The following is a 24,099-nucleotide window of genomic DNA, read 5'->3' as shown; positions in this document are numbered from 1 at the left end:
AATGAGCCAGCAACGAGATAAAACACCGGCCCGGCGGCGCTTCCTGCGGGATGCTGCGCGCAGCGTGGCCGGGTTGGCAGGGATAGGCATACTGCTGGGGTTGCAACAAAAGCAGTCTCAGGCACGTGATGGCCTGGCCCTGCGGCCGCCGGGAGCACTTGCCGAAGGGGCGTTTGATAGCGCCTGCATTCGCTGTGGCCAGTGTGTGCAAGCCTGCCCGTACCAGACGCTGAAACTGGCGACGCTGTTGTCGCCGAGAGCGGCGGGAACGCCGTACTTTGTGGCGCGGGATATCCCTTGCGAGATGTGTGAAGACATCCCGTGTGTGGTGGCCTGCCCGAGCGGCGCGCTGGATCCGAACCTGACGGATATCGATCAGGCACGGATGGGGCTGGCGGTGTTGCTGGATCATGAAAACTGTCTGAACTGGCAGGGGCTGCGTTGCGATGTGTGTTACCGCGTTTGCCCGCAGATCGACAAGGCCATCACCTTGGAACTGCAACACAACGAGCGTACCGGCAAACACGCCATGTTTCTACCGACGGTTCACAGCCAGGATTGTACCGGTTGTGGCAAGTGTGAGCAGGCTTGTGTGCTTGAGCAGGCGGCGATCAAGGTGTTACCGATGGAACTGGCACGTGGCCAATTGGGTGAACACTATCGCTGGGGCTGGCAGGAAAAGCAGCGTGCAGGGCATTCACTGGTGCCGGAAGGCCTCACATTGCCGGCACGCGGCGTAAAGGGAGGTGAATGATGGCTAATCCAGTCGCTGAAGCCGGGCGTGATGCCCGTCTGCGCCATGGCTGGTTGCGCAGCAACCGCTTCCTGATCCTGCGCCGTTGCAGCCAACTGTTGATCTTGTTGATGTTTCTCTCGGGGCCGCTGTGGGGCATCTGGATCCTGCGGGGCAACTACAGCGCCAGCCTATTGGCGGATACGGTACCGTTAACGGATCCGTTGATGATGCTGGAAAGCCTGTTGGCTGGGCATTGGCCAGCCTGGTTGGTGTGGGTAGGCGCGGTAGTCGTGCTGATCTACGGCCTGATCGGTAATCGGGTGTTTTGCGGCTGGGTTTGTCCGGTCAACCCGGTGACCGATCTGGCGGCCTGGCTACGGCGCAAGTTAGGTTTGCGTCAATCGGCCAGCCTGCCTCGTTCCCTGCGCTACGGCATCTTGCTTGTCGTACTGGTTGGCAGTGCCGTGAGTGGCACGCTGCTCTGGGAATGGATTAATCCGGTTGCCCTGATGGGGCGCGGGCTGATCCACGGTAGTGGGGAGGGCGTGTTAGCTTGGCTGAAAGGGTTGGGTGCCGCATTTGGTGCCGGTATCTGGCTGATTGTGGCGCTGTTCCTGTTCGATCTGCTGGTGGTCGAACACGGCTGGTGTGGACATCTTTGCCCAATGGGAGCGCTGTATAGCGTCATTGGTAGCCAGGGTGTGGTGCAGATCAGCGCGGAGCAGCGTGACAACTGTACTCGCTGCATGGATTGTTTTCATGTTTGCCCAGAACCGCAGATCCTGCGTGAGCCGTTATTAGTAAAAAAAGGTACACCACGGGTTGCCAGTGATGCCTGTATTGCCTGCGGACGTTGTATCGACGTTTGTGCAGAAAACGTATTCGAAATTAAGAGCAAATTTCATTATTCGGGAGCCAAAAAATGACCAGCAATGTCCTGAAAAAGCAGCTTTCCCTGTGGGGCGCGCTGTTAACACTGGTAGTTGCCAGTGCCGCGTTTGCCGCCAGTGATGTCGATCTCAAGCAATCGCCAGAGGTTTCCGGCACGGCTGAAGGGCAGATCAAAATGCCCAAGCAGCAGGAAAAGATGGCGCTAAACTATGTCAACCAGCCGCCGATGATCCCGCACAGCATCGACGGCTACCAGATTAGCAAAAACACTAACCGCTGCTTGCAGTGCCACGGCGTGGAGCACTATCGCACCACCGGCGCACCGCGTATCAGCCCGACACACTTTATGGACAGCGATGGCAAGGTGCTGGGGGAAGTTGCTCCACGCCGTTATTTCTGTCTGCAATGCCACGTACCACAAACCGATGCGGCACCAATCATCGGCAATGATTTCAAGCCTATGCAGGGCTTTGGGCACTAAGCGGGGGAGCTATGGCCGAACGTAATACCACAACATCCGAGAAAAAGGCCGGGCCGATCCGCCGTTTATGGCGCTGGTGGCGCAGGCCGAGCAGGCTGGCACTGGGGACTTTGCTGCTGTTGGGCTTTGTTGCCGGGATCGTTTTCTGGGGCGGTTTCAACACCGGTATGGAAGCGGCCAACACCGAAAAATTCTGTATCAGCTGCCACGAGATGCGTGAAAACGTCTACGAAGAGTATATGGAGACGGTGCACTACAACAACCGCAGTGGCGTACGTGCCACCTGCCCGGATTGCCACGTTCCGCATGAGTGGGCACCAAAGATGCTGCGTAAGCTGAAGGCCAGTAAAGAGCTGTACGCCAAGGCGTTTGGCCTGATCGACACGCCGCAGAAGTTCGAAGAGCATCGTCTGACCATGGCCAGCAACGAATGGGCGCGTATGAAGGCCAATAACTCGCAGGAGTGCCGTAACTGTCACAACTTCGAGTATATGGATTTCACCGCGCAGAAAACCGTGGCGGCCAAGATGCATGACAAAGCGATAACCGAAGGCAAAACCTGTATCGATTGCCATAAAGGGATCGCACATAAACTGCCGGACATGCACGGAGTCCCTACCGGATTCTAACTCTGGTGGATATCAACCCCGCAGCGCTGCAAGGCCTGCGGGGTTTTTTCAAAATGGCGATGTGTCGATTACTCGCTACCCCGTCCTACCGTGACAAAATGATGAGTGTTTGTTTCAGAGCCAGCACAACGGGACTGGATATCATCATTTATCCTAATTGCATATATTATTTTTATCCAAGTAGGCGCTTGGGTTGGAAAACCAAACGACAAACTGACTGAAGAGGATTGATAATATGGACGCTCATGAGTTTATTACTGATGCACGCATGCATGGTTGGGATAAAGAGGATAAAAGTAGCATTTATTCGATGCTGAGTTTTGAAGTTAATCCCAATGTGACAGAGGCCGATAAAAAAATCAAAGTTGGCATCTATTTGTTTAATGCCAGCTTTGATTCTGTAGCCGTCAGGGAGGCCATAGGCAATGAGGATTTTTCGGGATTTGCTAGCGGATTTTATAACTGCTTTAATCAAGCGGCCTTAAAGAGTGTAAATACTGGGTATGCTCAAGTCGGTGGTGATACCGTCGGAGACGTATTGGCACGGCAGCAGGAAATTATCGTTTCATATCAGGATATGATCGATAAAGGGATCTTGACACCCAATTCAATGATGTTACCAGCAAATGGAGGGCCATTTACCAGTGCCTGGCTCGGTGTCGATTTCTACGATGAAGAGGGTAACGTGACCAGTGGTACAAGTTTCCAGCTGGATGCTATTCCTAAAGTGTAAATAAGTCGGGTTATTATCCAGTTCCACAGCTGTCTTATTTATAAAAACCTTTTGTTGTGAAATAAGAGGTTTTTATCTCATTGATCTATTTCAGCTGTGTGGCATTGGCTCGCCACTGTAATATCATCTCGCTGAAGTTTTAGTCGCCCCAACTCCCCATTTCTGTTTAGCATGCGGTTTTTTGTTGCAAATCTGCTGTAGCTGCGCTTTGCTAGTGGCCAAAGGTTGCAGTGCGTTGGCTAACGGAAGAAGGGAAGATGTCGTCAAAAATTGAAAATATCAGAAAGCAGCTGTTATCGGACAACTGGTACGTTTTGAATAAATACACCTTTGAGTTAAAACGTAAAAATGGCGGAACCATCGAACAGGTGCGTGAGGTCTATGACCGGGGCAACGGGGCGACCATTTTGCTGTATAACCGCGCCAAGGGCACCGTGGTACTGACCAACCAGTTCCGCATGCCGACCTATGTCAACGGCAATGCCACTGGCATGTTGTTGGAAGCCTGCGCCGGGCTGCTGGATGACGATCAGCCTGAACAGTGCGCCCGCCGCGAAGCGGTAGAAGAAACCGGTTTTCAGGTTTCGAAGGTGCAAAAGATCTTTGAGGCCTACATGTCGCCGGGTGGCGTGACGGAAATACTCCACTTCTTTATTGCCGAGTACCAGGATGATGAACGGCAAACCAGCGGTGGTGGCATCGAGGATGAAGATATTGAAGTGGTGGAACTGCCTTTTGGTGAGGCAATCGCGATGATCGCCGACGGCCGCCTCAAAGATGGTAAAACCATCATGCTGTTACAGTATTTGCAGATCCACCGGGTGATGGAGTAGTTTCCCTCACCCCAACCCTCTCCCACAGGGAGAGGGAGCTGTTAGCCACTACTCGTTTGAAAATAAAAAAGTCATTTTAGCTAGCTTGATCGTCCTTAGCCAAAGTGAGTCACTACCTTTAAAACACACTCGATCGGATCCCCTCTCCCTGTGGGAGAGGGTTAGGGTGAGGGGCAACTGCTTTGCCGATCTCACTTTTCTATCATCGTCTTACAGCTGTGCGATCAGCATATCTTCCAGCTTCTGCTGGTCGACGGCGAACAGGCGAATGCCTTCGGCCAGCTTCTCAACCGCCATGGCATCCTGGTTGTGCAACCAGCGGAACTCGGCCTCGGCCAGTGGCGCAGGCTGATAAAATCCTTCGGTAGACGGCGTCAGTTTACGTTCGATAGGCTGATTGCTTTGTTTCAACTCTTCCAGCAGGTTTGGCGCAATGGTCAAACGGTCACACCCCGCCAACGCCAGGATCTGCTCAACTTTACGGAAGCTGGCACCCATGATCACGGTCTGATAGCGGTGCTGTTTGTAGTATTCATAGATAGTACGAACGGATTTCACGCCCGGATCCTGCTCGGCATCGTAATCGGTCATCGGCTGTCTGGCCTGATACCAATCGTAGATACGGCCAACGAACGGCGAAATCAGGTAGACACCGGCTTCGGCGCAGGCACGGGCCTGAGCAAAGGAGAACAGCAGCGTCAGGTTGGTGTTGATGCCTTCTTTTTCCAGCTCTTCGGCCGCCTTGATCCCTTCCCAGGTGGCCGCCAGCTTGATCAGAATGCGGGATTTATCGATCCCCTGGTTTTGATACATGCCGATCAGCTTGCGTGCTTTGGCCACGCACATACCGCGATCGAAGGATAGGCGGGCATCCACCTCGGTGGAGATACGGCCCGGCACGCTTTTTAGAATTTCTACCCCGATATTCACCGCCAGTCTGTCACTGGCGTTAATCAGCTGGGTTTCTTTGCTGCCGCCTTGCTGGCGGGCGTACTCCAGCGCTTCGGTGATCAGCGATTTATACTGCGGTAGCGCCGCGGCCTTGAGGATTAACGAAGGGTTGGTGGTGGCATCCTGCGGTTCGAACTGGCGGATGGATTCGATATCACCGCTGTCGGCAACGACTACGGTCAACTGTTTGAGTGCGTCTAATTGATTCATTTATAAGCTCCTTGCCCAAAGTCATAACAGTAAATGAGAACGTATTTCATTATGGTTAACACCATGCATCATATGGCTGATGAATGAAATACGCTTTTTCTGATTGTTGCAATGGATAGAAACAATGGGGGGCACAAATGCAGCCTGCCTGCGGGCCCCCACGCATTGACGCTTTATCGGCATTGGGTTCAGCGTTGGCCAACGACCTGTTCGTAATAGCCTATTCTTGCCACCTTGGGCGCCGATCCCCCTCCTTCAAATTCAGAGCTCAGCCAGGCTTCGACGATCGATTTCGCCAATTCCGGGCCAATGACGCGTGCGCCAAGCGTGATGATTTGTGCATCGTTGCTTTTACGTGCGCGCTGTGCCGAATAAGTATCATGGCACTGTGCCGCGCGGATCCCCGGGACCTTGTTGGCCACAATGCTCATGCCAATACCGGTGCCACACAGCAAAATGCCACGGTGGTGTTTCCCATCCTTAATGCCCTGTGCCACCTGAAAGGCGATATCGGGATAACCGACGGGGGCCGTATCGCTTCCCGGTGAGTAGTCGGTGACCGGAATATCGCGTTGTTGCAGAAAAGCAACGATCACATTCTTCAGTTCAATGGCGGCATCATCGGCGCCAATCGCAATAGGCTGCATAACACATCTCCTGCTGGTCAAGGGTAAGGCTGACGATCCCCGGTGGCGCGTCATGGCTATTACCATAACCATCATTTATCAAATGTTCAATTGGTGTTCATTTGTTTTTGTTTTTATTAAGAGGGATTGGTCACTAAAGGTGATTAACGTCACGAATAAATCGGTATAAAGGCCTTTATGATGACTTTAAGGGGGCTTCTTGAGCAGGATCACAATTTCAAAGGTTGGTGGTGGGCAAACATGTTGAGAGTATGTAGTGTTTATTTGTTCTTTGCGTGTACTTATGATCATAAAAATAAACCCTACCCGAGGATAGAACTATGTGTCAGAACTGCGTAACAGCGGCAAACATGGCCGAAGGCATTCCTGAAACCATGAAAGCGGTGGTGGCCTATGCCCCGAAGGACTATCGCCTAGAGATTGTGGCGGTACCGAAAATTGGCCCGAAAGAGATCCTGGTGAAAGTTGAAGCCTGCGGCATCTGCGCCGGTGACGTTAAAGCGTTTGAAGGAGCCGCCAGCTTTTGGGGGGATGAAAAACAACCGGCTTACATCAAAGCGCCGATGATCCCTGGCCACGAATTTATCGGCCACGTGGTGGGATATGGTGAAGGCGTTGAGGGATTTAAGCTGGGCGATCGGGTGATCTCTGAACAGATAGTCCCCTGCTGGCAATGCCGCTTCTGTAACCGTGGCCAGTATTGGATGTGTGAGAAACACGACCTGTACGGCTTCCAGAAAAACGTTAATGGCGGTATGGCGGAATACATGAAGTTCACCAAAGAGGCCATCAACTACCACGTTCCTGCGGATATGCCGATCGAGGACGCCATTCTGATCGAACCCTATGCCTGTTCTTTCCATGCGGTACAGCGCGCCAATATCAAACTGGGTGACGTGGTGGTGCTGGCCGGGGCCGGAACGCTGGGGTTAGGGATGATCGGGGCGATTAAAAAATCTGGCCCATCGAAGCTGGTGGTGCTCGATCTGTCTGACGAGCGCCTGGCGTTAGCGAAAGAATTTGGTGCCGACATCGTGCTGAACCCACTGCGCGATGATGTGATGGCGATCGTTAAGGACATGACCGAAGGCTACGGCTGCGATATCTACATTGAAGCCACCGGCGCGCAGCAATCTGTCGAACAGGGGCTGATGCTGATCCGCAAATTGGGCACCTTTGTCGAGTTCTCGGTGTTTAAAGATCCGGTGACCGTCGATTGGAGCATTATCAGCGATCGTAAGGAGCTGGACGTGCTGGGGTCGCACCTGGGCCCTTATTGTTATCCGTTGGTGATTGAAGGGATACGCAATGGCGATCTGCCCACCAAAGGCGTCGTCACTCAAACGTTGCCACTCGAGCAGTTTGCTGAAGGCTTCGCCATGATGAAACGGGGCATCGGCTCAATCAAAGTGGTGCTCAACCCAAACCTGTAATGCCTGCATCATTCTTCGGGTGCGGGCTAGCCTGCACCTCCACAATTCAATGTGCTGGGGTGTTTTATGCTGAATGGACTGATTCATCGCATTGGTCTGTCACCAAAATTAATGCTCGGTTATGCCGGTGTGTTGGTCTTTATGATGGGGGAGGGGCTGGAACAAGGCTGGCTTTCACCCTATTTGATCGGCAAAGGCTTAACCATTCAGGAATCTGCGCTGCTGTTTAGCGTTTACGGTTTTGCTGCGGCAATCTCCGCCTGGTTTTCCGGCGTTTTGGCGGAAATCTTTACCGCTCGTCGCGTCATGCTGGCTGGATTGTTGCTGTTCTTGCTGGGCTCGGTGTGTTTTCTGGTGTGGGGATTACCCAGTAATAACCTGTCGGTGATGATACCGACCTATGCGCTGCGCGGGCTGGGCTATCCCCTGTTTGCCTATGGTTTTCTGGTATGGGTCGCCTATGAGGCTCCGCCGGAGAGGCTGGGTTCCGCCGTGGGGATTTTCTGGTTTGTCTACAGCGGTGGGTTGAGCGTACTGGGCGTGCTCTACTCCAGCATCATGCTGCCGTTCCTGGGGGAAATTCACACCTTATGGAGCGCATTAATCTTTGTGGTACTCGGGGCGATGATCGCACTGATGCTTAACCGCACCCCTGGCCATAGCGACGTGGGGGACAAGCAAAAAGCCTCCCTCAGCTATGTGCTCAAGGGGATCACCATTGCGTTTGAGAACCCGAAAATCGGCCTGGGTGGCATTGTCCGCACCATCAATACCTCTGCGGCGTACGGCTTTGTGGTGTTTATGCCGATGTACATGATGGATATCGGGTTTAGCCGCACAGACTGGCTACAGATGTATGCGGCACTGTGGACGGTGAACATTATCTTCAACCTGATCTTTGGGGTGATCAGCGACGGCCTGGGCTGGCGTAACGTCGTCATGTGGTTCGGTTGCGTCGGCTGCGCTATCACCACGCTGATGTTCTATTACGTGCCTTATTTCCTTGGCCCCAATTTTCTGCTGACCGTCGTGGCCGCCGGGCTATTCGGTGCTTGCCTGGCTGCCTTCGTACCTCTTTCGGCCATTATGCCAACGTTGGCCCCGGAGAATAAAGGTGCCGCCATGTCGATCCTGAATCTCGGCGCGGGGTTGAGCACCTTCGTTGGCCCGGCAGTGGTAGGGTTGTTTATTGGCAGCTTGGGGAGCAGTGGGGTGATTTGGATTTTCACCGGCCTGTATTTGTTCAGCGGCGTATTGATGAAATATGTCACCTTGCCTAAAGCCGTGCCTGCCACCGTGGAAGAAAATCATCACAGCTTGGCGTAACTAACCGTTTGAGGGAGTTTTCTATGATTACTGGTCAAAGCAAGGGAGCCTTGCAAGGGAAAGTGGCGTTGATAACCGGCGGCGCGGCGGGAATAGGTCTGGCTGTTGCCAAATGCTATCTGCAAAACGGCGCGCAGGTTGTGCTGTTGGATCGCGCTGCACAGGTGGTGCAGATTGCCCAACAGCTGGATCAGCAGCAGGCGTTGGGCATCGTGATGGATGTCACCGACAAAGCCTCGGTAGAACAGGCTGTTGCGCAGGCTAATGCCCATTTCGGGCGGCTGGATGTGCTGGTCAATAGCGCCGGGATCGTCGCGCTGTATCCGGCGGAAGAACTGCCCGAAGATGCTTGGGATAACACCATGGCGGTGAACCTGAAAGGGGTGTTCCTTACCAGCCAGGCCGTGGGCCACTATTTGATTCGTCAGGGCAGTGGCAGCATTATCAACCTGGCCTCGCAGGCCGGTGTAGTCGCCTTGCCCAATCATCTGGCTTACTGCGCCAGCAAGGCCGGCGTGATTGGTTTGACCCAGGTTCTGGCACTGGAATGGGGGCCGCACAACGTGCGGGTAAACGCCATTTCACCCACGGTGGTGCTGACCGAGTTGGGGCGCAAAGCATGGTCAGGCGAGGTTGCGGAACAAATGAAGCAGAAGATTCCCCTAAGGCGCTTTGCCGAACCCGAGGATATTGCCGCCAGTGCGCTGTTTTTGGCGAGCGATGCGGCCAGCATGATCACCGGCAGCAATCTGGTGGTTGACGGCGGTTACACCATTCAATAACTCGATACTCAGGCGAAAGAGAGGCCATGATGAACAGAATCATTAACGATCCCGATCACGTCGTGGAAGATGCCATTCAGGGCTACCTGAAGGCTCATCCGGAATATTTTACCGCGACCGATAATGCACGAGTGCTCAAATACCCTGCCGCACCGATCAAAGGCAAAGTGGGCATTGTTACCGGTGGGGGCTCGGGGCATGAGCCAGCGTTTCTGGGTTATGTTGGCAAGAACATGCTCGATGCTGTTGCCATCGGTGAGATTTTCTCTTCGCCAACGGCGGGAGCATTTCTGGATGCGTTCAAGGCTGCGGACAGCGGGGCGGGGGTTGCCTGCCTGTATGGCAACTATGCTGGCGATAATATGAACGTCAAAATGGCGATGAAGAAGGCCAGCGCCGCCGGTATCGCGGTAAAAACCGTGGTGGCAAATGATGATGTTGCCTCTGCGCCCGCCAGTGAAATTGAAAAGCGCCGTGGCGTCGCCGGTGAAATTCTAATGTGGAAAATCGGGGCCGCTGCCGCAGCACTGGGTTACGATCTCGACGGAGTGATTGATGCTGCGCAAAAAGCCATTGGCAATTGCCGCTCGATTGGGGTCGGGCTCAGCTCTTGCACCATCCCGGCGGTAGGTAAGCCCAACTTTCATATTGCCGATGGCCAAATGGAGATCGGGATTGGTCATCACGGCGAGCCTGGGATTGAGGTATCACCGATCCAGTCGGCGTCTGCGATGGCTGGCACCATGCTCGACTTTGTGCTCAATGATATGCCGTTGAACAAGGGGCAGGAAGTCGCCTTGCTGATTTCTGGCCTGGGGGCCACGCCGGTGATGGAGCTCTACATCTATTATGCCGAGGTTGAAAAGCGGCTGACGGAGCGTGGCATCAAGGTTCACCGTCGCTATGTGGGGAACTATTTTACCTCTCTGGAAATGATGGGGGTGACGCTAACCGTGATGAAGCTCGACGACCAATTGAAAACGTTGCTCGATATGCCCGCTCATTCATTGGGCCTAACCCAGGTGGAGTGAATCATGACCACACAAATTTCGACGCAGTATGGCAATGAGATCGTCACGGCGCTGATTGGCGTGATTGTCAGCAATCGTGAGTATCTCAGTGAGATAGATGGTGCGATTGGCGACGGCGATCACGGCATTAATATGTCAAAAGGCTTCACCTTATGTAGTGAGTCCATCAAGGGCCAAAATCTGTCGTTGGCACAGGCTTTCGACGCGGTAGCGGACGCGCTGATGGAAGGGATTGGTGGCTCGATGGGGCCGCTGTATGGCAGTCTGTTCATGGGCATGGCCGACGGCGTGCGCGATAAAACGGCGCTGGATAAACAGGTTTTTCTGGCCATGCTGCGCAATGGGCTCACTGAACTGCAAGACATCAGCAGCGCTGGCGTAGGCGACAAATGCCTGATGGATACGCTGATCCCTGCGATCGAAGGGTTTGAGCAGGCGGTTCGGCGCGGTGATAGCTTCAGTGAATCGCTGGAACAGTTGAAACAGGCTGCCGTTGCCGGACGTGATTCAACTCGCGATCTGGTTGCCAAGATTGGCCGCGCGAGCCGGTTGGGGGAACGTTCGCGCGGTGCGCTGGATGCTGGTGCGGTATCCTGCTGTCTACTTTTATGCCAACTGGCTGATGCAGTAGAACAACGCTTGAATACCGTTGCCGCTTGAACAGGTTATACTAGCGAGCAATGCGATAAGATGGGTTCGGCATGCTGAACCCATCTTCTATTGAAAAAGACTAATCTGCCGTGGGGAAACGTGTAACGGATGGAAAAAAAAACAGGATCCCAGGATAACGAACTGCTGACTGAAATTGCCGTGGCTTATTATCAGGACGAAATCACTCAGGAGGAGATTGCAAAAAAGTTCGGTATTTCGCGGATTAAGGTCGGGCGTTTACTCAAACGGGCTAAAGAAGAAGGCATTGTTGAGATCACCGTCCGCTATCATCCGGTATTCAGTACCCGGCTGGAGCAGCAAATGCTGGAGCGCTTTTCCCTCAGCCGTGCATTAATCGCGCTGGATCATCAGGATGAGGAAGAACAGCGGCGTCAGGTAGCAGCATTGGTTTCCGGCTATCTGGCTATGTCATTGAAAGATAATATGGTGCTGGCGGTTGGCCAAGGGCGTAACGTGGCCGCGATCGCCGACCATGTGGGCAGCGTGGCACCAAAAAGCTGTAAATTTATCTGTGGCATTGGGGGGACGCATCGTCCTGGTGACGCTATAAATGCTGACCACATCAGCCGCCGTTTGGCGAAGAAGTTTGGTGGTAGCAGCGAGACGCTGTATGCCCCGGCATATGTTGAAAACCGGGCGCTGAAAGAGGCGTTTATGCAAAACGGCACCATCAAGGAAACCCTGGATCGGGCGCGCAAGGCCGATGTGGCCCTGGTGGGGATCGGTGATATGAACGAAAACAGCTACATGGTAAAGCTTGGCTGGTTTACTCCCCACGAGATCATTGATGCCAGTCTGAATCAGGGAGTGATCGGTGATATCGCCGGTTATGACTTTTTCAATGCGCAGGGGATGCATGTGGATACGGTGATGAACGATCGCGTCATTGGCCTGAGCATTGATGAACTGCGGAAAATCCCTTGTGTGATCGCCATTGCCTCTGAGAATACCAAAGCGTTGGCTATTCTGGGCGCGCTGCGCACCGGGGCGATCGATATTATCGCGACCAGTGCCCTCAACATCCGCACCATTCTTAATATGTCACAGTAATCGCTACGGTAAAAAGGGGTTTAACTGCGTCAGGTTGAACCCTTTGCACTTCCCCCCTCCAGGCCACATTCTACCTGCGAACCTTGCCCGCCTGGCACTTGAGCAATGCAACGGAAGCGACAGTGAGATTTGCTGCGTGAGTGGTAAACGACTGACGCAGGCATAACCAAAATTGCTGCTTTTCTGTTCGCTTAACTTCCTTTTAACTTTTATTTACAAGTTTCGCCCAAGGTTATGGCACGCTTCAAAGTTTGTGACGATTCTCTCACTATACTAGTTCAGCGATAAAGCCTTACCTCAACATAAAAGAAGAAAGCAAAGGAACCCATAATGGACGAACAGCTCAAACAGAGTGCCCTTGATTTCCATCAGTTTCCGGTCCCAGGGAAAATCCAGGTATCGCCGACTAAACCGCTAGCTACGCAGCGCGATCTGGCCTTGGCCTATTCGCCGGGCGTGGCTGCTCCCTGCCTGGAAATTGCTGCCGACCCGCTGGCCGCTTATAAATATACCGCCAAGGGTAACCTGGTGGCGGTGATCTCCAACGGCACCGCGGTGCTGGGGTTGGGGAATATCGGGGCGCTGGCCGGTAAGCCGGTCATGGAAGGTAAAGGGGTTCTGTTTAAGAAGTTTTCCGGTATTGACGTGTTCGATATCGAAGTCGATGAACTCGATCCTGACAAGCTGATTGACGTGATCGCCGCGCTGGAACCGACCTTCGGCGGCATTAACCTGGAGGATATCAAAGCGCCCGAGTGCTTCTATATTGAGAAGAAGCTGCGTGAGCGTATGAAGATCCCGGTGTTCCATGACGATCAGCACGGCACGGCGATTATTACCACCGCTGCGGTGCTCAACGGCCTGCGGGTGGTGAAGAAAAACATCTCCGACGTACGCCTGGTGGTATCGGGAGCCGGTGCGGCCTCGATTGCCTGTTTGAACCTGCTGGTTGCGTTGGGTCTGAGCAAGCAGAACATCACCGTTTGCGACTCCAAAGGCGTGATCTATCAGGGCCGCGACGCCAAGATGGAAGAAACCAAGGCGGCGTATGCCATTGCGGATAACGGCCAGCGTACGCTGGGGGATGCCATTCCCAATGCCGATATTTTCCTGGGTTGCTCCGGCCCTGGCGTGTTGACGCAGGACATGGTGAAAACCATGGCCAGAGATCCGCTGATCATGGCGCTGGCTAACCCGGAACCGGAAATTCTGCCGCCGTTGGCGAAAGCGGTGCGCCCAGATGCGATCATCTGTACCGGCCGTTCTGATTATCCCAACCAGGTGAACAACGTGCTGTGCTTCCCGTTCATCTTCCGTGGCGCGCTGGATGTGGGGGCCACGACCATCAACGAAGAGATGAAGCTGGCCTGCGTGCACGCTATTGCCGATCTGGCGCTGGCAGAGCAGAGCGACGTGGTGGCTTCGGCGTATGGCGATCAGGACCTCTCCTTTGGCCCGGAATACATCATTCCCAAACCGTTCGATCCGCGCCTGATTGTCAAAATCGCCCCGGCGGTAGCCAAGGCAGCCATGGATTCCGGCGTGGCGATGCGCCCGATCGAAGACTTTGATGCTTACGTGGAGAAACTGACCGAGTTCGTCTACAAAACCAACCTGTTTATGAAGCCGATCTTCTCCCAGGCGAAGAAAGAAGTGAAACGCGTGGTAATGGCCGAAGGTGAAGAAGAGCGCGTGCTGCATGCCACTCAAGAGCTGGTATCGCAGGGGCTGGCTTATCCGATCCTGGTGGGCCGCCCAAGCGTAATTGAAATGCGCCTGAAGAAACTCGGCCTGCAGCTGACGGCGGGCAAAGACTTTGAAGTGGTGAATAACGAGTCCGATCCGCGTTTTAATGAATACTGGGGTGAGTATTACCAGATCATGAAGCGCCGTGGTGTTTCCCAGGAGCAGGCTCGCCGTGCGGTGATCGGTAACCCAACGCTGATTGCTGCCATCATGCTGCACCGTGGGGAGGCCGATGCCATGATCTGTGGCACCATCGGTAGCTACCACGAGCATTATGACGTAGTGGAAAAGGTGTTCGGGTTCCGTGAAGGGGTGCATGTGGCAGGGGCGATGAACGCCTTACTGCTGCCGAGTGGCAACACCTTTATCGCCGATACCTACGTCAACGATGACCCAACGCCGGAACAGCTGGCAGAAATCACCCTGATGGCGGCAGACACGGTACGGCGCTTCGGGATTGAACCGAAGGTGGCGCTGTTGTCCCACTCCAGCTTTGGTTCTTCCAATTGCCCGTCGGCGAGCAAAATGCGTAAAACGCTGGAACTGGTCAATCAGATGGCGCCAGGATTGGAGATCGACGGTGAGATGCACGGTGACGCCGCGCTGGTGGAAAGTATCCGCCACGATTTGATGCCGGACAGCCCGCTGAAAGGCGCGGCCAACATCCTGATCATGCCAAGTATGGAAGCGGCACGGATCAGCTACAACCTGCTGCGTGTCTCGTCTTCCGAGGGGGTAACGGTAGGGCCGGTATTGATGGGCGTATCGAAACCGGTACATATCCTGACGCCGATCGCCTCAGTGCGCCGTATCGTCAACATGGTGGCATTGGCCGTAGTGGAAGCACAAACCCAACCGCTGTGATAGCGTGAAAGAGACCCCCTGCGGCTTCGGCCACAGGGGGTTTTTTTATGCGTGGCAGCGTTCGGCAATCGCCTGAATGTCGGCAGGCGTGGTTCGGCAACAGCCGCCAATCAAGCGGGCCCCGGCATGCTGCCAATCGGCCAACTGATTAATCAGATGATGCTGGTGGTTACCGCAGCTGTGCCAGGTTTTGCTCACCGCGTCGTAGTGTTCGCCGGAGTTAGGGTAAACCAGTAACGGTTTATTGCTCAGCGCGGCAAGCTGCTGCAACGCCGGCGTGACGTTTTCCAACGCGATACAATTGACGCCTACTGCCAGTACCTGCGGGTTATCGTTAAGCTCAGCCATGACGACGGCCAGTGGTGTACCATCGCTTAGATGCTGGCTATCGCGCAGAGTGAAAGAGAACCACCCACCCAGCGCTGGGAATTCCGCCAGTAGCGCCAGCAGGGCCTGTAATTCGGCGAACGAAGGCAGCGTTTCACATGCCAGGAGATCCACTCCAGCATTGGCCAGAGCAGTGATACGCGGACGATGGAACGCGATCATCTCTGCTTGCGGCAGATGGTAGTCGCCACGGTATTCGGATCCATCCGCCAGATAGGCACCATAAGGGCCGACCGAACCGGCAACCAGTAAAGGCAATTGCTGCGGGCGCTGGGCCAGATAATCGGCGCGTGCCTGCTGTGCCAGGTGGACGCTTTGGGCGATCAGTGCCAACGATTGCGACTCATCCAGGCCTCGGCGTAAAAAACCTTGGGGCGTGGCCTGATAGCTGGCGGTAATGGCGCACTGTGCTCCTGCATTGAAGTAATCCAGATGCACCTGATAAATCAGCTCCGGGTTTTCAATCAGCACTTTTGCCGACCACAACGGATCGGTGAGATCGCAACCTCGGGCCTCCAGTTCGGTGGCCATTGCCCCGTCCAAAATCAACGTGCGGTTATCGGCCAGCAAGGCGGCCAGAGGGTTGTTAACCGACATGTTCTTCTCCGGTGTTCAGTAGGTTTTTCTGCCCGGAACGCCGGGTCAGGTAATAGGCCAGATAACAGATCGCCACAAACGGCAGGCCGCAATACAGCGCCACGCGTTGCTCTGGGTCGAATGCCAGACCGATACAGGCCAATAAACACAGCGCAAAGCCGACAATAGGCGTCAGCGGATAGCCTGGTGCACGGTATTTCAGCCCTTCAATTGGCTGACCGCTGCGCAGATAGCGGCGGCGAAAAACGTAGTGGGCGGCACAGATGCTCAGCCAGACGGCAACGACCGCAAAGCCGGAGATGGCAGACAGTGCCACAAACACCGTATCGGGAGCGATCACGCTGGTCAACAGGGCCAGCACGCCGCCGAGCATGCTGAACGTCAATGCATTCATCGGGATCCCGCGCGCATTCACCCGTGAAAAATAGGCAGGCATGGTGCGCTGATTGGCCAGCGACCACAGCATGCGCCCCGAAGCATACAGCCCGGAGTTGGCGGCCGAGAGAATGGCTGTCAGGATCACGAAGTTAAAAATATCGGCGGCATAAGGCACACCAATGCGCTCAAAGACCAGAACAAACGGACTTTTCACGATCCCTGCCTGCTCCATAGGGATCAGCGCTGCCAGGATAAATACCGTACCGATAAAGAACACCATCAGGCGGACCACCGTAGTGCGGATGGCCCAGGGCACCACTTTTTCCGGATTTTCGGTTTCGCCCGCCGCAATGCCGATTAGCTCAGTACCGGAGAAGGCGAAATTGACCGCTACCATGGTCATGAGGATCGGTAACGTTCCATTGGGCAGCCAACCCGATGAGGTCAGGTTACTCAGGAAGGGCGCTGGTGTGCCGTCTTTCATCGGGATCAGGCCAAACATGGCTGCACCACCTAGCACGATAAACGCCAGAATGGTGATCACCTTGATCAGCGAGAACCAGAATTCACTTTCGGCGAAGAAGCGGGTGGTAATGACATTGAGCAGAAAAATGGCCAGACAGAAAATCAGGCACCACAACCAGACCGGTGATTGTGGAAACCAGTATTGCATACAGAAACCGGCGGCAGTCAGGCTGGAGCCCAACGCGACGGTCCAGGTCAGCCAGTATAGCCAGGCAACGGTATAGCCGGTAGCCGGGCCAAGATAGCGTGCCGCATAGACGTGAAATGCGCCGGTTTCCGGCATGGCGACGGCAAGTTCTCCCAGACACAGCATGACCAGATAGACCACGACAGCGCCAATCAAATAGGCCAGCAGGGTGCCTAGTGCACCGGTAGTGGAGATGATATAGCCGGTGTTGAAAAACAGACCGGTACCGATCACGCCGCCCAGCGACAGCATCACCAAATGCCGGGCTTTCATGGTGCGTTTGAATTGCCCTTCAGCGGCAGGTTGCATAACACTCTATCCGTATAGACGTCTAAATGGCTATCAGTTATACCCGTTCCATTACGCGAAATCAACGTAACTCAAAACACGGTAACGAAAAAACAGGTGTCGGCCACCAGGTGCTGCCAATTTCTATATGCAAATGATAATTATTATCTATAATGTCGCCACTTTTGTGTAAGGAAAGACAACATGAAGTTTCTGATATTGTTTGCAACGTTGGTGCTTACGGCCTGTAGCCAGGGGCCGACCTCTCCCCCGAAAAGCGACATTACCACGCTAGGCAAGATTGTTGATTTACGCAGTGGCGAGATATTGACGCCGCAGCAGTTACTGACGCGCCTGGCAGATCAGCCACGGGTGATCGTGGGTGAAAAGCACGACAATCCTTATCACCACCAGATCGAACTGTGGCTGGTAGAGCAATTACCTAAGCTAAGACCGCAGGGCAGCGTGCTGATGGAGATGATCACGCCCAGCCAGCAAGGCAAAGTGGATGAAGTAAAGCAGTGGCTGCAAACCGAACCGACGGTACGTGATAGCCGCGTAGCTGAACTGACAGCCTGGCAAACCAGTTGGAAGTGGTCACTGTATGGTGACGTGGTAATGGCGGCGATGCGTGCACCTTATCCTCTGTTATCCGCCAACCTCGATCGCAGCGAAATCATGGCGTTTTATCAGCGGCCCGAATTCCCCAAAGGCCAGCTTTCCGTGCGCCCAGAAGTTCAGCAGGCGCTTGCTGTCACCATCCGTGATTCCCATGACGGCAAAATTGATGAGGTGCAGCTGCATGCCATGCTCGCCATTCAGCAGCAGCGCGATCGCCGTATGGCCGAAAGTTTACTGGCTGCACCCACCCCTGCACTGCTGATGGCGGGCGGATATCATGCCTCCAGAACGGTCGGTGTGCCGCTGCATATCCAGGATCTGCAGCCCGGTGCCAAATTTACGGTGTTGATGCTGGCAGAGCAGGGCATGGCCATCGATCGGTCCATGGCGGATTACCTGTGGGTCACGCCAACCGCAAAATGATTACGTCAGGATAGCGAAAAGATCTGTCATTAATATTTACAAATGATTATCATTATCAAATGTGATCTGCAATCATTCGCAATTAGGTAATCTACTATCCCTATGTTTAGTCAGCCTTATAGCACTCAGGCGGCTGCTCTGCCGCAGCCGCGCTGGGGGCGTGGTTTACTGTATGCGCTAGGCGTTCATCTGGCGCTGGTATGGCTGTTTTACTGGCCGCAAACTTCGTTGCCGCCGGTGCTGATGCCGCCACCGGCGATCATGCTCAGTTGGGCGGGGCAGATCGAAGCGCCAAGCCAGCCTAAACCGTTGCCGCTGGGGGTGCAGCAACAAGCAGACAGTTCCGCAGCACGGCCTGCGCAACAGCAGCGGGAGCCGGAGATGCCCGAACTGGCACGTGCCGAGGCGGCAAAAATTGTGGTGGCCGAGCGCAGTAAAAATGCGCATAAGCAGCAGCGTAAAGCGCCGCCAAAGCCGCCAACTCCGATGGAGAATGAGCAAGACGTCACGCATTCCGCAGCAGCCAGCACGGCGGCACCCAAGGCGCAAAACCTGGCACAGCGCGTGGCGGCTCCGTTAAACAGCGATTCTAGCGCGCAGGCACAGGCCAAGCTTTCCTGGGAGAGCCAGGTCAAAGGGATGCTCAACCGAGTGAAGCGCTATCCGGCAGACGCCAAACGGCGTCAGCGTTCGGGGGCACCGGTGGTGAGTTTTGTGGTGGATGCTCAGGGGCGAGTGGCCGATGTCGTACTGAAAACGCCCTCCGCTACCGCGTCGTTAGATCGTGAAGCGCTGGCGGTGATATTGCGTGCGCAGCCGTTACCTTCGCCACCAGCGGAGATGCTGCGCCAAGGCAAAATTGCCGTGACCATGGCAGTGGATTTTAACCTGGCGTTGTTGTAAGCCAGCCAAAAAGTATTTACCCATCAGGCGTTATCTCTTGTTGCACGCAATAGGAGGGGGTTACTACGCTCAAATTATTGTGAGGGGTTATGACATTACCTGTTCAATCGGCTCGCTGCCGCAGGCCTTTGGTAACTTATCTACTGATTTCTATGGGGTTATTAAACTTTGCCACCAAGGTGGCCGCGCAGCCGCCCCAGGCTGAAATTATTCCGCATAAATTAACCGCCCAGGGCGAAACACGAATCGATAATTATTATTGGCTGCGCGATGATAGCCGCCAGAATAAACAGGTGTTGGCTTATCTGACGGCGGAAAACCATTATACCGAACAGGTGATGCAGCCGTATCAGACGCTGCGCGATCGGTTGTATCACGAAATGCTGGGCCGCATGAGCCCGGAAGATCGCTCGGTTCCCTACCAGCTCAATGGCTACCGCTATCAGGAACGCATTGATGCGGGTAAGGAGTTTGCCGTCTACCAGCGGCAGGCCGTTGCGGATGGCTCCGCCTGGCAGACGTTACTGGATGCCAATCAGCGCGCCCAGGGCCAAGATTATTACCGCGTGGGGGGAATGGCGGTCAGTGAAGATAACCGCCGCCTGGCCGTGGCGGAGGATACTCAAGGGCGCAGGCAGTACCGCATTTCCCTGCGCGATCTGGCTAGCGGCACTTGGGCCAAAGAGGTGATTGAAAACACCTCGGGCAATATGGTGTGGGCCAACGACGGCAACAGCTTGTTCTATGTGCGCAATCATCCCCAAACGCTGTCACCCTATCAGGTCTACCGCCATCAATTTGGTACGCCGGTTGCGGCCGATAAGCTGGTGTATCAGGAAAACGATGGGGCATTTTACCTGAGCTTGGGTCTCTCCTCTTCGCGGGATTACGTGATTGTCACCATCAGCGGGAATACCACTTCCGAAGTGCGTCTGCTCGACGCCAACCGGCCGCAAACTCCGGTACAACTTTTTGCCCCGCGTCAGGCCGGGCGCGAATATTACCTCGACCATTATCGCGGTGAGTTTTATCTGCGTTCCAATCATCAAAGCCCGCACTTTGGTTTGTACCAGACTGCGTCCGCGAGCCAGCCATGGCAGCCGCTGATCGCTCCACAGGAAAACGGTGAGCTGGAAAGCTTTGCCCTGTTTCGTGACTGGTTGGTGGTGAAAGAGCGCAGTGAGGGCCTGGTGCATTTACGGCAGATTGCCTGGCAAGGGGGCGAGCAACGTAGCATTGCGTTTGATGATGCCAGCTATATGGCCTGGCTGGGCTACAACCCGGACCCGGAAAGTGACCGCCTGCGCTATGGCTATTCGGCCATGACCACGCCAACCAGCACCTATGAATGGGATCTCAACAGCGGTAAACGCGAGTTGCTGAAACGACAGGAAGTGAAGGGCGTAGAACCAGGCCTGTATCACAGTGAGCGCTTGTGGTTCACCGCCCGCGACGGAGTAAAGGTGCCGGTCTCGCTGGTATACAACAGCGCCAAATTCAAACCTGGCAAAAGTCCGCTGGTGGTGTATGGCTACGGTGCCTATGGCATGAGTATGGACCCGGCGTTCAGCGCCAACCGCATTAGCCTGTTGGATCGCGGTTTCGTCTATGCGCTGATCCACGTCCGCGGCGGCGGTGAGCTTGGGCAAGACTGGTATCAGCAGGGCAAACTGACGAACAAACCAAACACCTTCAATGACTTTATCGATGCCACTCAGGCGCTGATCGATAAGGGATTCGGGCAGCCGGGGCGCGTTTACGCGATGGGAGGCAGTGCCGGAGGCTTGCTGGTGGGGGCGGTGATCAATCAGGCTCCCCAACTGTATAACGCGGTGGTGGCTCAGGTGCCTTTTGTGGATGTGCTGACGACGATGCTGGATGACAGCATTCCGTTGACCGTCGGTGAATACGAGGAGTGGGGCAACCCCAATCAGCCGCAGCCCTATGCGCTGATCAAGTCCTACAGTCCGTACGATAATGTGCGCGCGCAGCGCTACCCGAATCTGTTAGTCACCAGTGGACTTTATGATTCACAGGTGCAGTATTGGGAACCCGCCAAATGGGTGGCGAAGCTGCGCCAATTCCAGCAGGGGGATGCGGTGTTATTGCTGTCCACGGATATGTCGGCGGGCCACGGGGGGAAATCGGGCCGCTTGAGTCGATTGGAAAATAGCGCGCTGGAATACAGCTTTATTTTAGCAATGGACGAAAAAGCGCAAAAATAAGGCTCTTGGCCGCGCAGCTTAATGGCTGCGCGGCAGATAATAACCATAATTAATTTCCGCCTACCTGGCGGTATTTTCTGCTGAGCATTGATCACTCACTGATTTTGATAGCAATACTTTAGGGGATATATGAAATTTAAACTGCTTATTGGTGCGGTTGGCACCGGTATGGTTTTGTCTGGCCCGCTGTTGGCTGCAGAAAATAAAGGCCAAGCGCTATTCAGCCCGCTGAACGTTTCGGCGGCGACTAATAACAGCGAACAGGAGGCATTGGAAAAGCCTGGGGCATTCAGCTCGCGCGACGAAAATAAAAATCTACAGTCGATAGATAATATCCTGCGCAGCATGCCTGGCACCTTTACTCAAATCGATCCCAGCCAAGGGGCGGTCAGCGTCAATATCCGTGGGATGAGTGGTTTTGGCCGGGTAAATACCATGGTTGATGGCATTACCCAGAGCTATTTTGGCACCTCGACCTCTGGCGTGATGTCCCATGGTTCTACCAACAATCAATCCGGTGTGCTGATCGATCCGAATTTTATTGTTGGGGTCGACGTGGCGCGTGGCGAGAACAGCGGTGCATCTGGGGTGAACGCATTGGCTGGCAGCGCCAACTTCCGCACTATCGGCGTGGATGATGTGGTGTTTGCCGATAATCCGTTTGGCGTGCGCACCAAGTTCTCCGTGGGCAGTAACGGTATTGGCCGCAGCGGTATGATCGCCGTTGGGGCCAAGGGGGCTGCGTTTACCGATACCGGCAGCTTGGGCGTGATGGCTGCCATTAGCGGCAGCTCCATCTATTCCAACTTCAACAACGGCGACGGCGTGAGCAGTGAAGATTTTGGTTACGACGAGTTTATGAAGCAAAATCCCAAATCGCAGCTGTTCAAGGTGGATATCAAGCCCAACGAATATCACCGCATTGAATTATCCGCCCGAACTTACCAGAATAAATTCTCGCGCCGCGATATCGACAGCAACGATTTTTATCTCAAATATCACTACGCGCCATTTTCTGAGTGGGTGGATCTGAATATGACCGCCAGCCACAGCAAGGGTAATCAGAAGTATGACAGTGATTCACTGTTCACTTTCTTTAATACCAATGCGGAAAACCGCTCCGACGCGCTGGATATCAATAATACCAGCCGCTTTAGCCTGTGGCAGACCGACGTAGCGTTCACCTACGGCGGTAAACTGATGCGCAACCAGTACGACAAGCACGTCGAATCGCAGATTGAGGATCCGCAGACGGCACATGAGGCGATCGAGAACAACACCTTTGCCCCGTCGGGCGACCAGCGTATCGCCAGCCTGTACACTGGCTTGCAACTCAACCGTGAAATCTACCAGCTCGATCTCAATCTCAATTATGCCAACAACAAGCTCACTGGCTTTAAACCGGCCTGTGATTTACGGGTGGAGTGTTTTCCGCAGGGGAGTGCCAACATCGACCTGAAGGAGCACGGATTTAACCCTTCGGTGATGCTGTCTGCGCAGGTCACGCCTTGGCTGCAACCTTTTGCCAGCTACAGCAAATCGATGCGTGCCCCCAACATCCAGGAAGTGTTCTTCTCTAACTCCGGAGGCGCTTCGATGAACCCGTTCCTGAAAGGCGAACGTGCAGAAACCTGGCAGGCCGGCTTTAACCTCAGCGGCAACGATCTGTTGTTCAAGCAGGATACCCTGCGCTTTAAAGCGGTGGTTTACACCAGTAAAATCAAAAACTATATTTTCAGCGAGTCTTACATGGTGTGCCGAAATGGCCGCAAGTGTAGTTTGGGTGAGAATTTGCAGAATGACTGGAGCGATGCCAGCGAAGAGTTCTCGGATAACATGTATATCTACGTCAACTCTCTGACGCCGGTGCGTACCCACGGGGTGGAGCTGGAAGCCAATTATGATGCTGGCCGCGGCTTTGCCCGTGCCTCATTTAGCAAACAGCACACCGACCAGCCTACCTCTATCGCCAGTAGCTACTTTGGTGCGGGAGATATCAACGAACTGCCGGACATGTATTTTACTCTGGATAGCGGGTTACGTTTCTTTGACGAAGCGCTGACCGTGGGCAGCATCATCAAATATACCGGCAAGGCTCGCCGTCTTTCTCCTGATTTTGAAATGAGTGAGCAAACCGGGAAGTTGATGAAACAGGAGATGCCAAATATTCCTACCGTTATCGATCTGTACAGCACCTATCAGATAAACCGTAACCTATTGCTGAAATTCAGCGTGCAAAACGTGATGGATAAAAGCTATTCCGATGCGCTTAACAAACTGAATATGCTGCCGATCCAAGGGGATGAGGCTACTGCGGCCAACACCGCCCGCGGTCGAACTTATCTGTTTGGTGGCGAGGTGCGCTTCTAAGCTGATTTGAGGCGTTTGCGGCCCCTCACCCCAACCCTCTCCCACAGGGAGAGGGAGCTGTTCCGGAGCAGCGTTCAGGTGCGGGAGTCGAATGTGGCACGTTTCATACTTCAGCCAATACAAGGTTGAATTCAGATATAGAAGTCAATGGGTGGCAAGTCAGATACGGAAGCTAATTGG

21 protein-coding genes are annotated in these 24,099 nt (G+C 54.3%); 17 read left to right on the top strand and 4 right to left on the bottom strand.

Annotated features, from left to right (window positions below; all coding sequences use genetic code 11):
• The first annotated feature begins 1 nt into the window (after position 1).
• The 6 genes from napG (at position 2) to nudK (ending at position 4,303) form a co-directional block, all read left to right on the top strand.
• Positions 2-754, top strand: coding sequence for a ferredoxin-type protein NapG (gene napG, locus N6G83_RS26225; RefSeq protein ID WP_024527085.1), 753 nt, complete (start codon positions 2-4; stop codon positions 752-754).
• Positions 754-1,662, top strand: coding sequence for a quinol dehydrogenase ferredoxin subunit NapH (napH, locus tag N6G83_RS26220; RefSeq protein ID WP_211135557.1), 909 nt, complete (start codon positions 754-756; stop codon positions 1,660-1,662). Before napG ends, napH begins: the two co-directional genes overlap by 1 nt.
• Positions 1,659-2,108, top strand: a complete 450-nt coding sequence (napB, locus tag N6G83_RS26215; RefSeq protein WP_024527087.1) for a nitrate reductase cytochrome c-type subunit — start codon at positions 1,659-1,661, stop codon at positions 2,106-2,108. The genes napH and napB overlap by 4 nt, the downstream gene beginning before the upstream one ends.
• 11 nt (positions 2,109-2,119) lie before the next feature.
• A complete protein-coding gene (gene napC / locus N6G83_RS26210) occupies positions 2,120-2,737 on the top strand; it encodes a cytochrome c-type protein NapC (RefSeq protein ID WP_024527088.1) in 618 nt (205 codons plus the stop codon).
• 235 nt (positions 2,738-2,972) lie between these two features.
• Positions 2,973-3,470, top strand: coding sequence for a hypothetical protein (locus N6G83_RS26205; protein ID WP_211135554.1), 498 nt, complete (start codon positions 2,973-2,975; stop codon positions 3,468-3,470).
• Positions 3,471-3,727: 257 nt separating this feature from the next.
• Positions 3,728-4,303 carry a GDP-mannose pyrophosphatase NudK gene (gene nudK, locus N6G83_RS26200; RefSeq protein ID WP_024527090.1) on the top strand — a complete coding sequence of 192 codons (576 nt, stop codon included), beginning with the start codon at positions 3,728-3,730 and terminating at the stop codon, positions 4,301-4,303.
• Between the two features lie 210 nt (positions 4,304-4,513).
• On the opposite strand, the gene tal is transcribed toward nudK, so the two are convergent.
• Together tal and rpiB are read right to left on the bottom strand one after the other, a co-directional pair.
• Positions 4,514-5,464: a transaldolase gene (gene tal / locus N6G83_RS26195; protein ID WP_024484505.1), complete on the bottom strand. Its 951-nt coding sequence runs from the start codon at positions 5,462-5,464 to the stop codon at positions 4,514-4,516.
• A gap of 188 nt (positions 5,465-5,652) precedes the next feature.
• The gene (rpiB, locus tag N6G83_RS26190) at positions 5,653-6,111 is read right to left on the bottom strand and encodes a ribose 5-phosphate isomerase B (RefSeq protein WP_024527091.1); all 459 of its coding nucleotides are present in this window, start codon (positions 6,109-6,111) and stop codon (positions 5,653-5,655) included.
• A 320-nt stretch (positions 6,112-6,431) separates the two neighbouring features.
• Here rpiB and N6G83_RS26185 point away from each other — a divergent pair, with 320 nt between their 5' ends.
• The 7 genes from N6G83_RS26185 to maeB all read left to right on the top strand — a co-directional run bounded on the left by N6G83_RS26185 (position 6,432) and on the right by maeB (position 15,015).
• The gene (locus tag N6G83_RS26185) at positions 6,432-7,544 is read left to right on the top strand and encodes an MDR/zinc-dependent alcohol dehydrogenase-like family protein (protein WP_065686511.1); all 1,113 of its coding nucleotides are present in this window, start codon (positions 6,432-6,434) and stop codon (positions 7,542-7,544) included.
• Between the two features lie 66 nt (positions 7,545-7,610).
• Positions 7,611-8,870: an MFS transporter gene (locus tag N6G83_RS26180; protein WP_024527093.1), complete on the top strand. Its 1,260-nt coding sequence runs from the start codon at positions 7,611-7,613 to the stop codon at positions 8,868-8,870.
• Positions 8,871-8,893: 23 nt separating this feature from the next.
• Positions 8,894-9,652, top strand: a complete 759-nt coding sequence (locus N6G83_RS26175; RefSeq protein WP_211135553.1) for an SDR family oxidoreductase — start codon at positions 8,894-8,896, stop codon at positions 9,650-9,652.
• A gap of 29 nt (positions 9,653-9,681) precedes the next feature.
• Positions 9,682-10,683 (top strand): dihydroxyacetone kinase subunit DhaK, encoded by a 1,002-nt coding sequence (locus N6G83_RS26170; RefSeq protein WP_074031483.1) that lies wholly within the window; start codon positions 9,682-9,684, stop codon positions 10,681-10,683.
• A 3-nt stretch (positions 10,684-10,686) separates the two neighbouring features.
• Positions 10,687-11,343 carry a dihydroxyacetone kinase subunit DhaL gene (gene dhaL, locus N6G83_RS26165; protein WP_211135552.1) on the top strand — a complete coding sequence of 219 codons (657 nt, stop codon included), beginning with the start codon at positions 10,687-10,689 and terminating at the stop codon, positions 11,341-11,343.
• A gap of 99 nt (positions 11,344-11,442) precedes the next feature.
• On the top strand, positions 11,443-12,405 hold the full coding sequence (locus tag N6G83_RS26160; protein WP_024527097.1) for a sugar-binding transcriptional regulator: 963 nt from the start codon (positions 11,443-11,445) through the stop codon (positions 12,403-12,405).
• A gap of 330 nt (positions 12,406-12,735) precedes the next feature.
• A complete protein-coding gene (gene maeB / locus N6G83_RS26155) occupies positions 12,736-15,015 on the top strand; it encodes an NADP-dependent oxaloacetate-decarboxylating malate dehydrogenase (protein WP_024527098.1) in 2,280 nt (759 codons plus the stop codon).
• Between the two features lie 45 nt (positions 15,016-15,060).
• Here the strand turns inward: maeB and mmuM are convergent, their stop codons facing one another.
• Both mmuM and mmuP read right to left on the bottom strand, forming a co-directional pair.
• Complete coding sequence (mmuM, locus tag N6G83_RS26150; protein ID WP_211135551.1) at positions 15,061-15,999, bottom strand: homocysteine S-methyltransferase; 939 nt, start codon at positions 15,997-15,999, stop codon at positions 15,061-15,063.
• Positions 15,989-17,398: an S-methylmethionine permease gene (mmuP, locus tag N6G83_RS26145; RefSeq protein WP_024527100.1), complete on the bottom strand. Its 1,410-nt coding sequence runs from the start codon at positions 17,396-17,398 to the stop codon at positions 15,989-15,991. Before mmuP ends, mmuM begins: the two co-directional genes overlap by 11 nt.
• A gap of 183 nt (positions 17,399-17,581) precedes the next feature.
• Here mmuP and N6G83_RS26140 point away from each other — a divergent pair, with 183 nt between their 5' ends.
• The 4 genes from N6G83_RS26140 to N6G83_RS26125 all read left to right on the top strand — a co-directional run bounded on the left by N6G83_RS26140 (position 17,582) and on the right by N6G83_RS26125 (position 23,919).
• Complete coding sequence (locus N6G83_RS26140) at positions 17,582-18,421, top strand: ChaN family lipoprotein (protein ID WP_024527101.1); 840 nt, start codon at positions 17,582-17,584, stop codon at positions 18,419-18,421.
• A gap of 102 nt (positions 18,422-18,523) precedes the next feature.
• Positions 18,524-19,324: an energy transducer TonB gene (locus N6G83_RS26135; RefSeq protein ID WP_074031466.1), complete on the top strand. Its 801-nt coding sequence runs from the start codon at positions 18,524-18,526 to the stop codon at positions 19,322-19,324.
• 152 nt (positions 19,325-19,476) lie between these two features.
• Positions 19,477-21,549 carry a S9 family peptidase gene (locus N6G83_RS26130; protein WP_248006616.1) on the top strand — a complete coding sequence of 691 codons (2,073 nt, stop codon included), beginning with the start codon at positions 19,477-19,479 and terminating at the stop codon, positions 21,547-21,549.
• Between the two features lie 129 nt (positions 21,550-21,678).
• Positions 21,679-23,919, top strand: coding sequence for a TonB-dependent receptor domain-containing protein (locus tag N6G83_RS26125; RefSeq protein WP_211135548.1), 2,241 nt, complete (start codon positions 21,679-21,681; stop codon positions 23,917-23,919).
• Positions 23,920-24,099: the final 180 nt, after the last annotated feature.

Source organism: Serratia sp. PL7, assembly GCF_945957435.1.
Note: the sequence above shows the minus strand (reverse complement) of the source record. Positions and strands in the feature narration are given on the sequence as shown.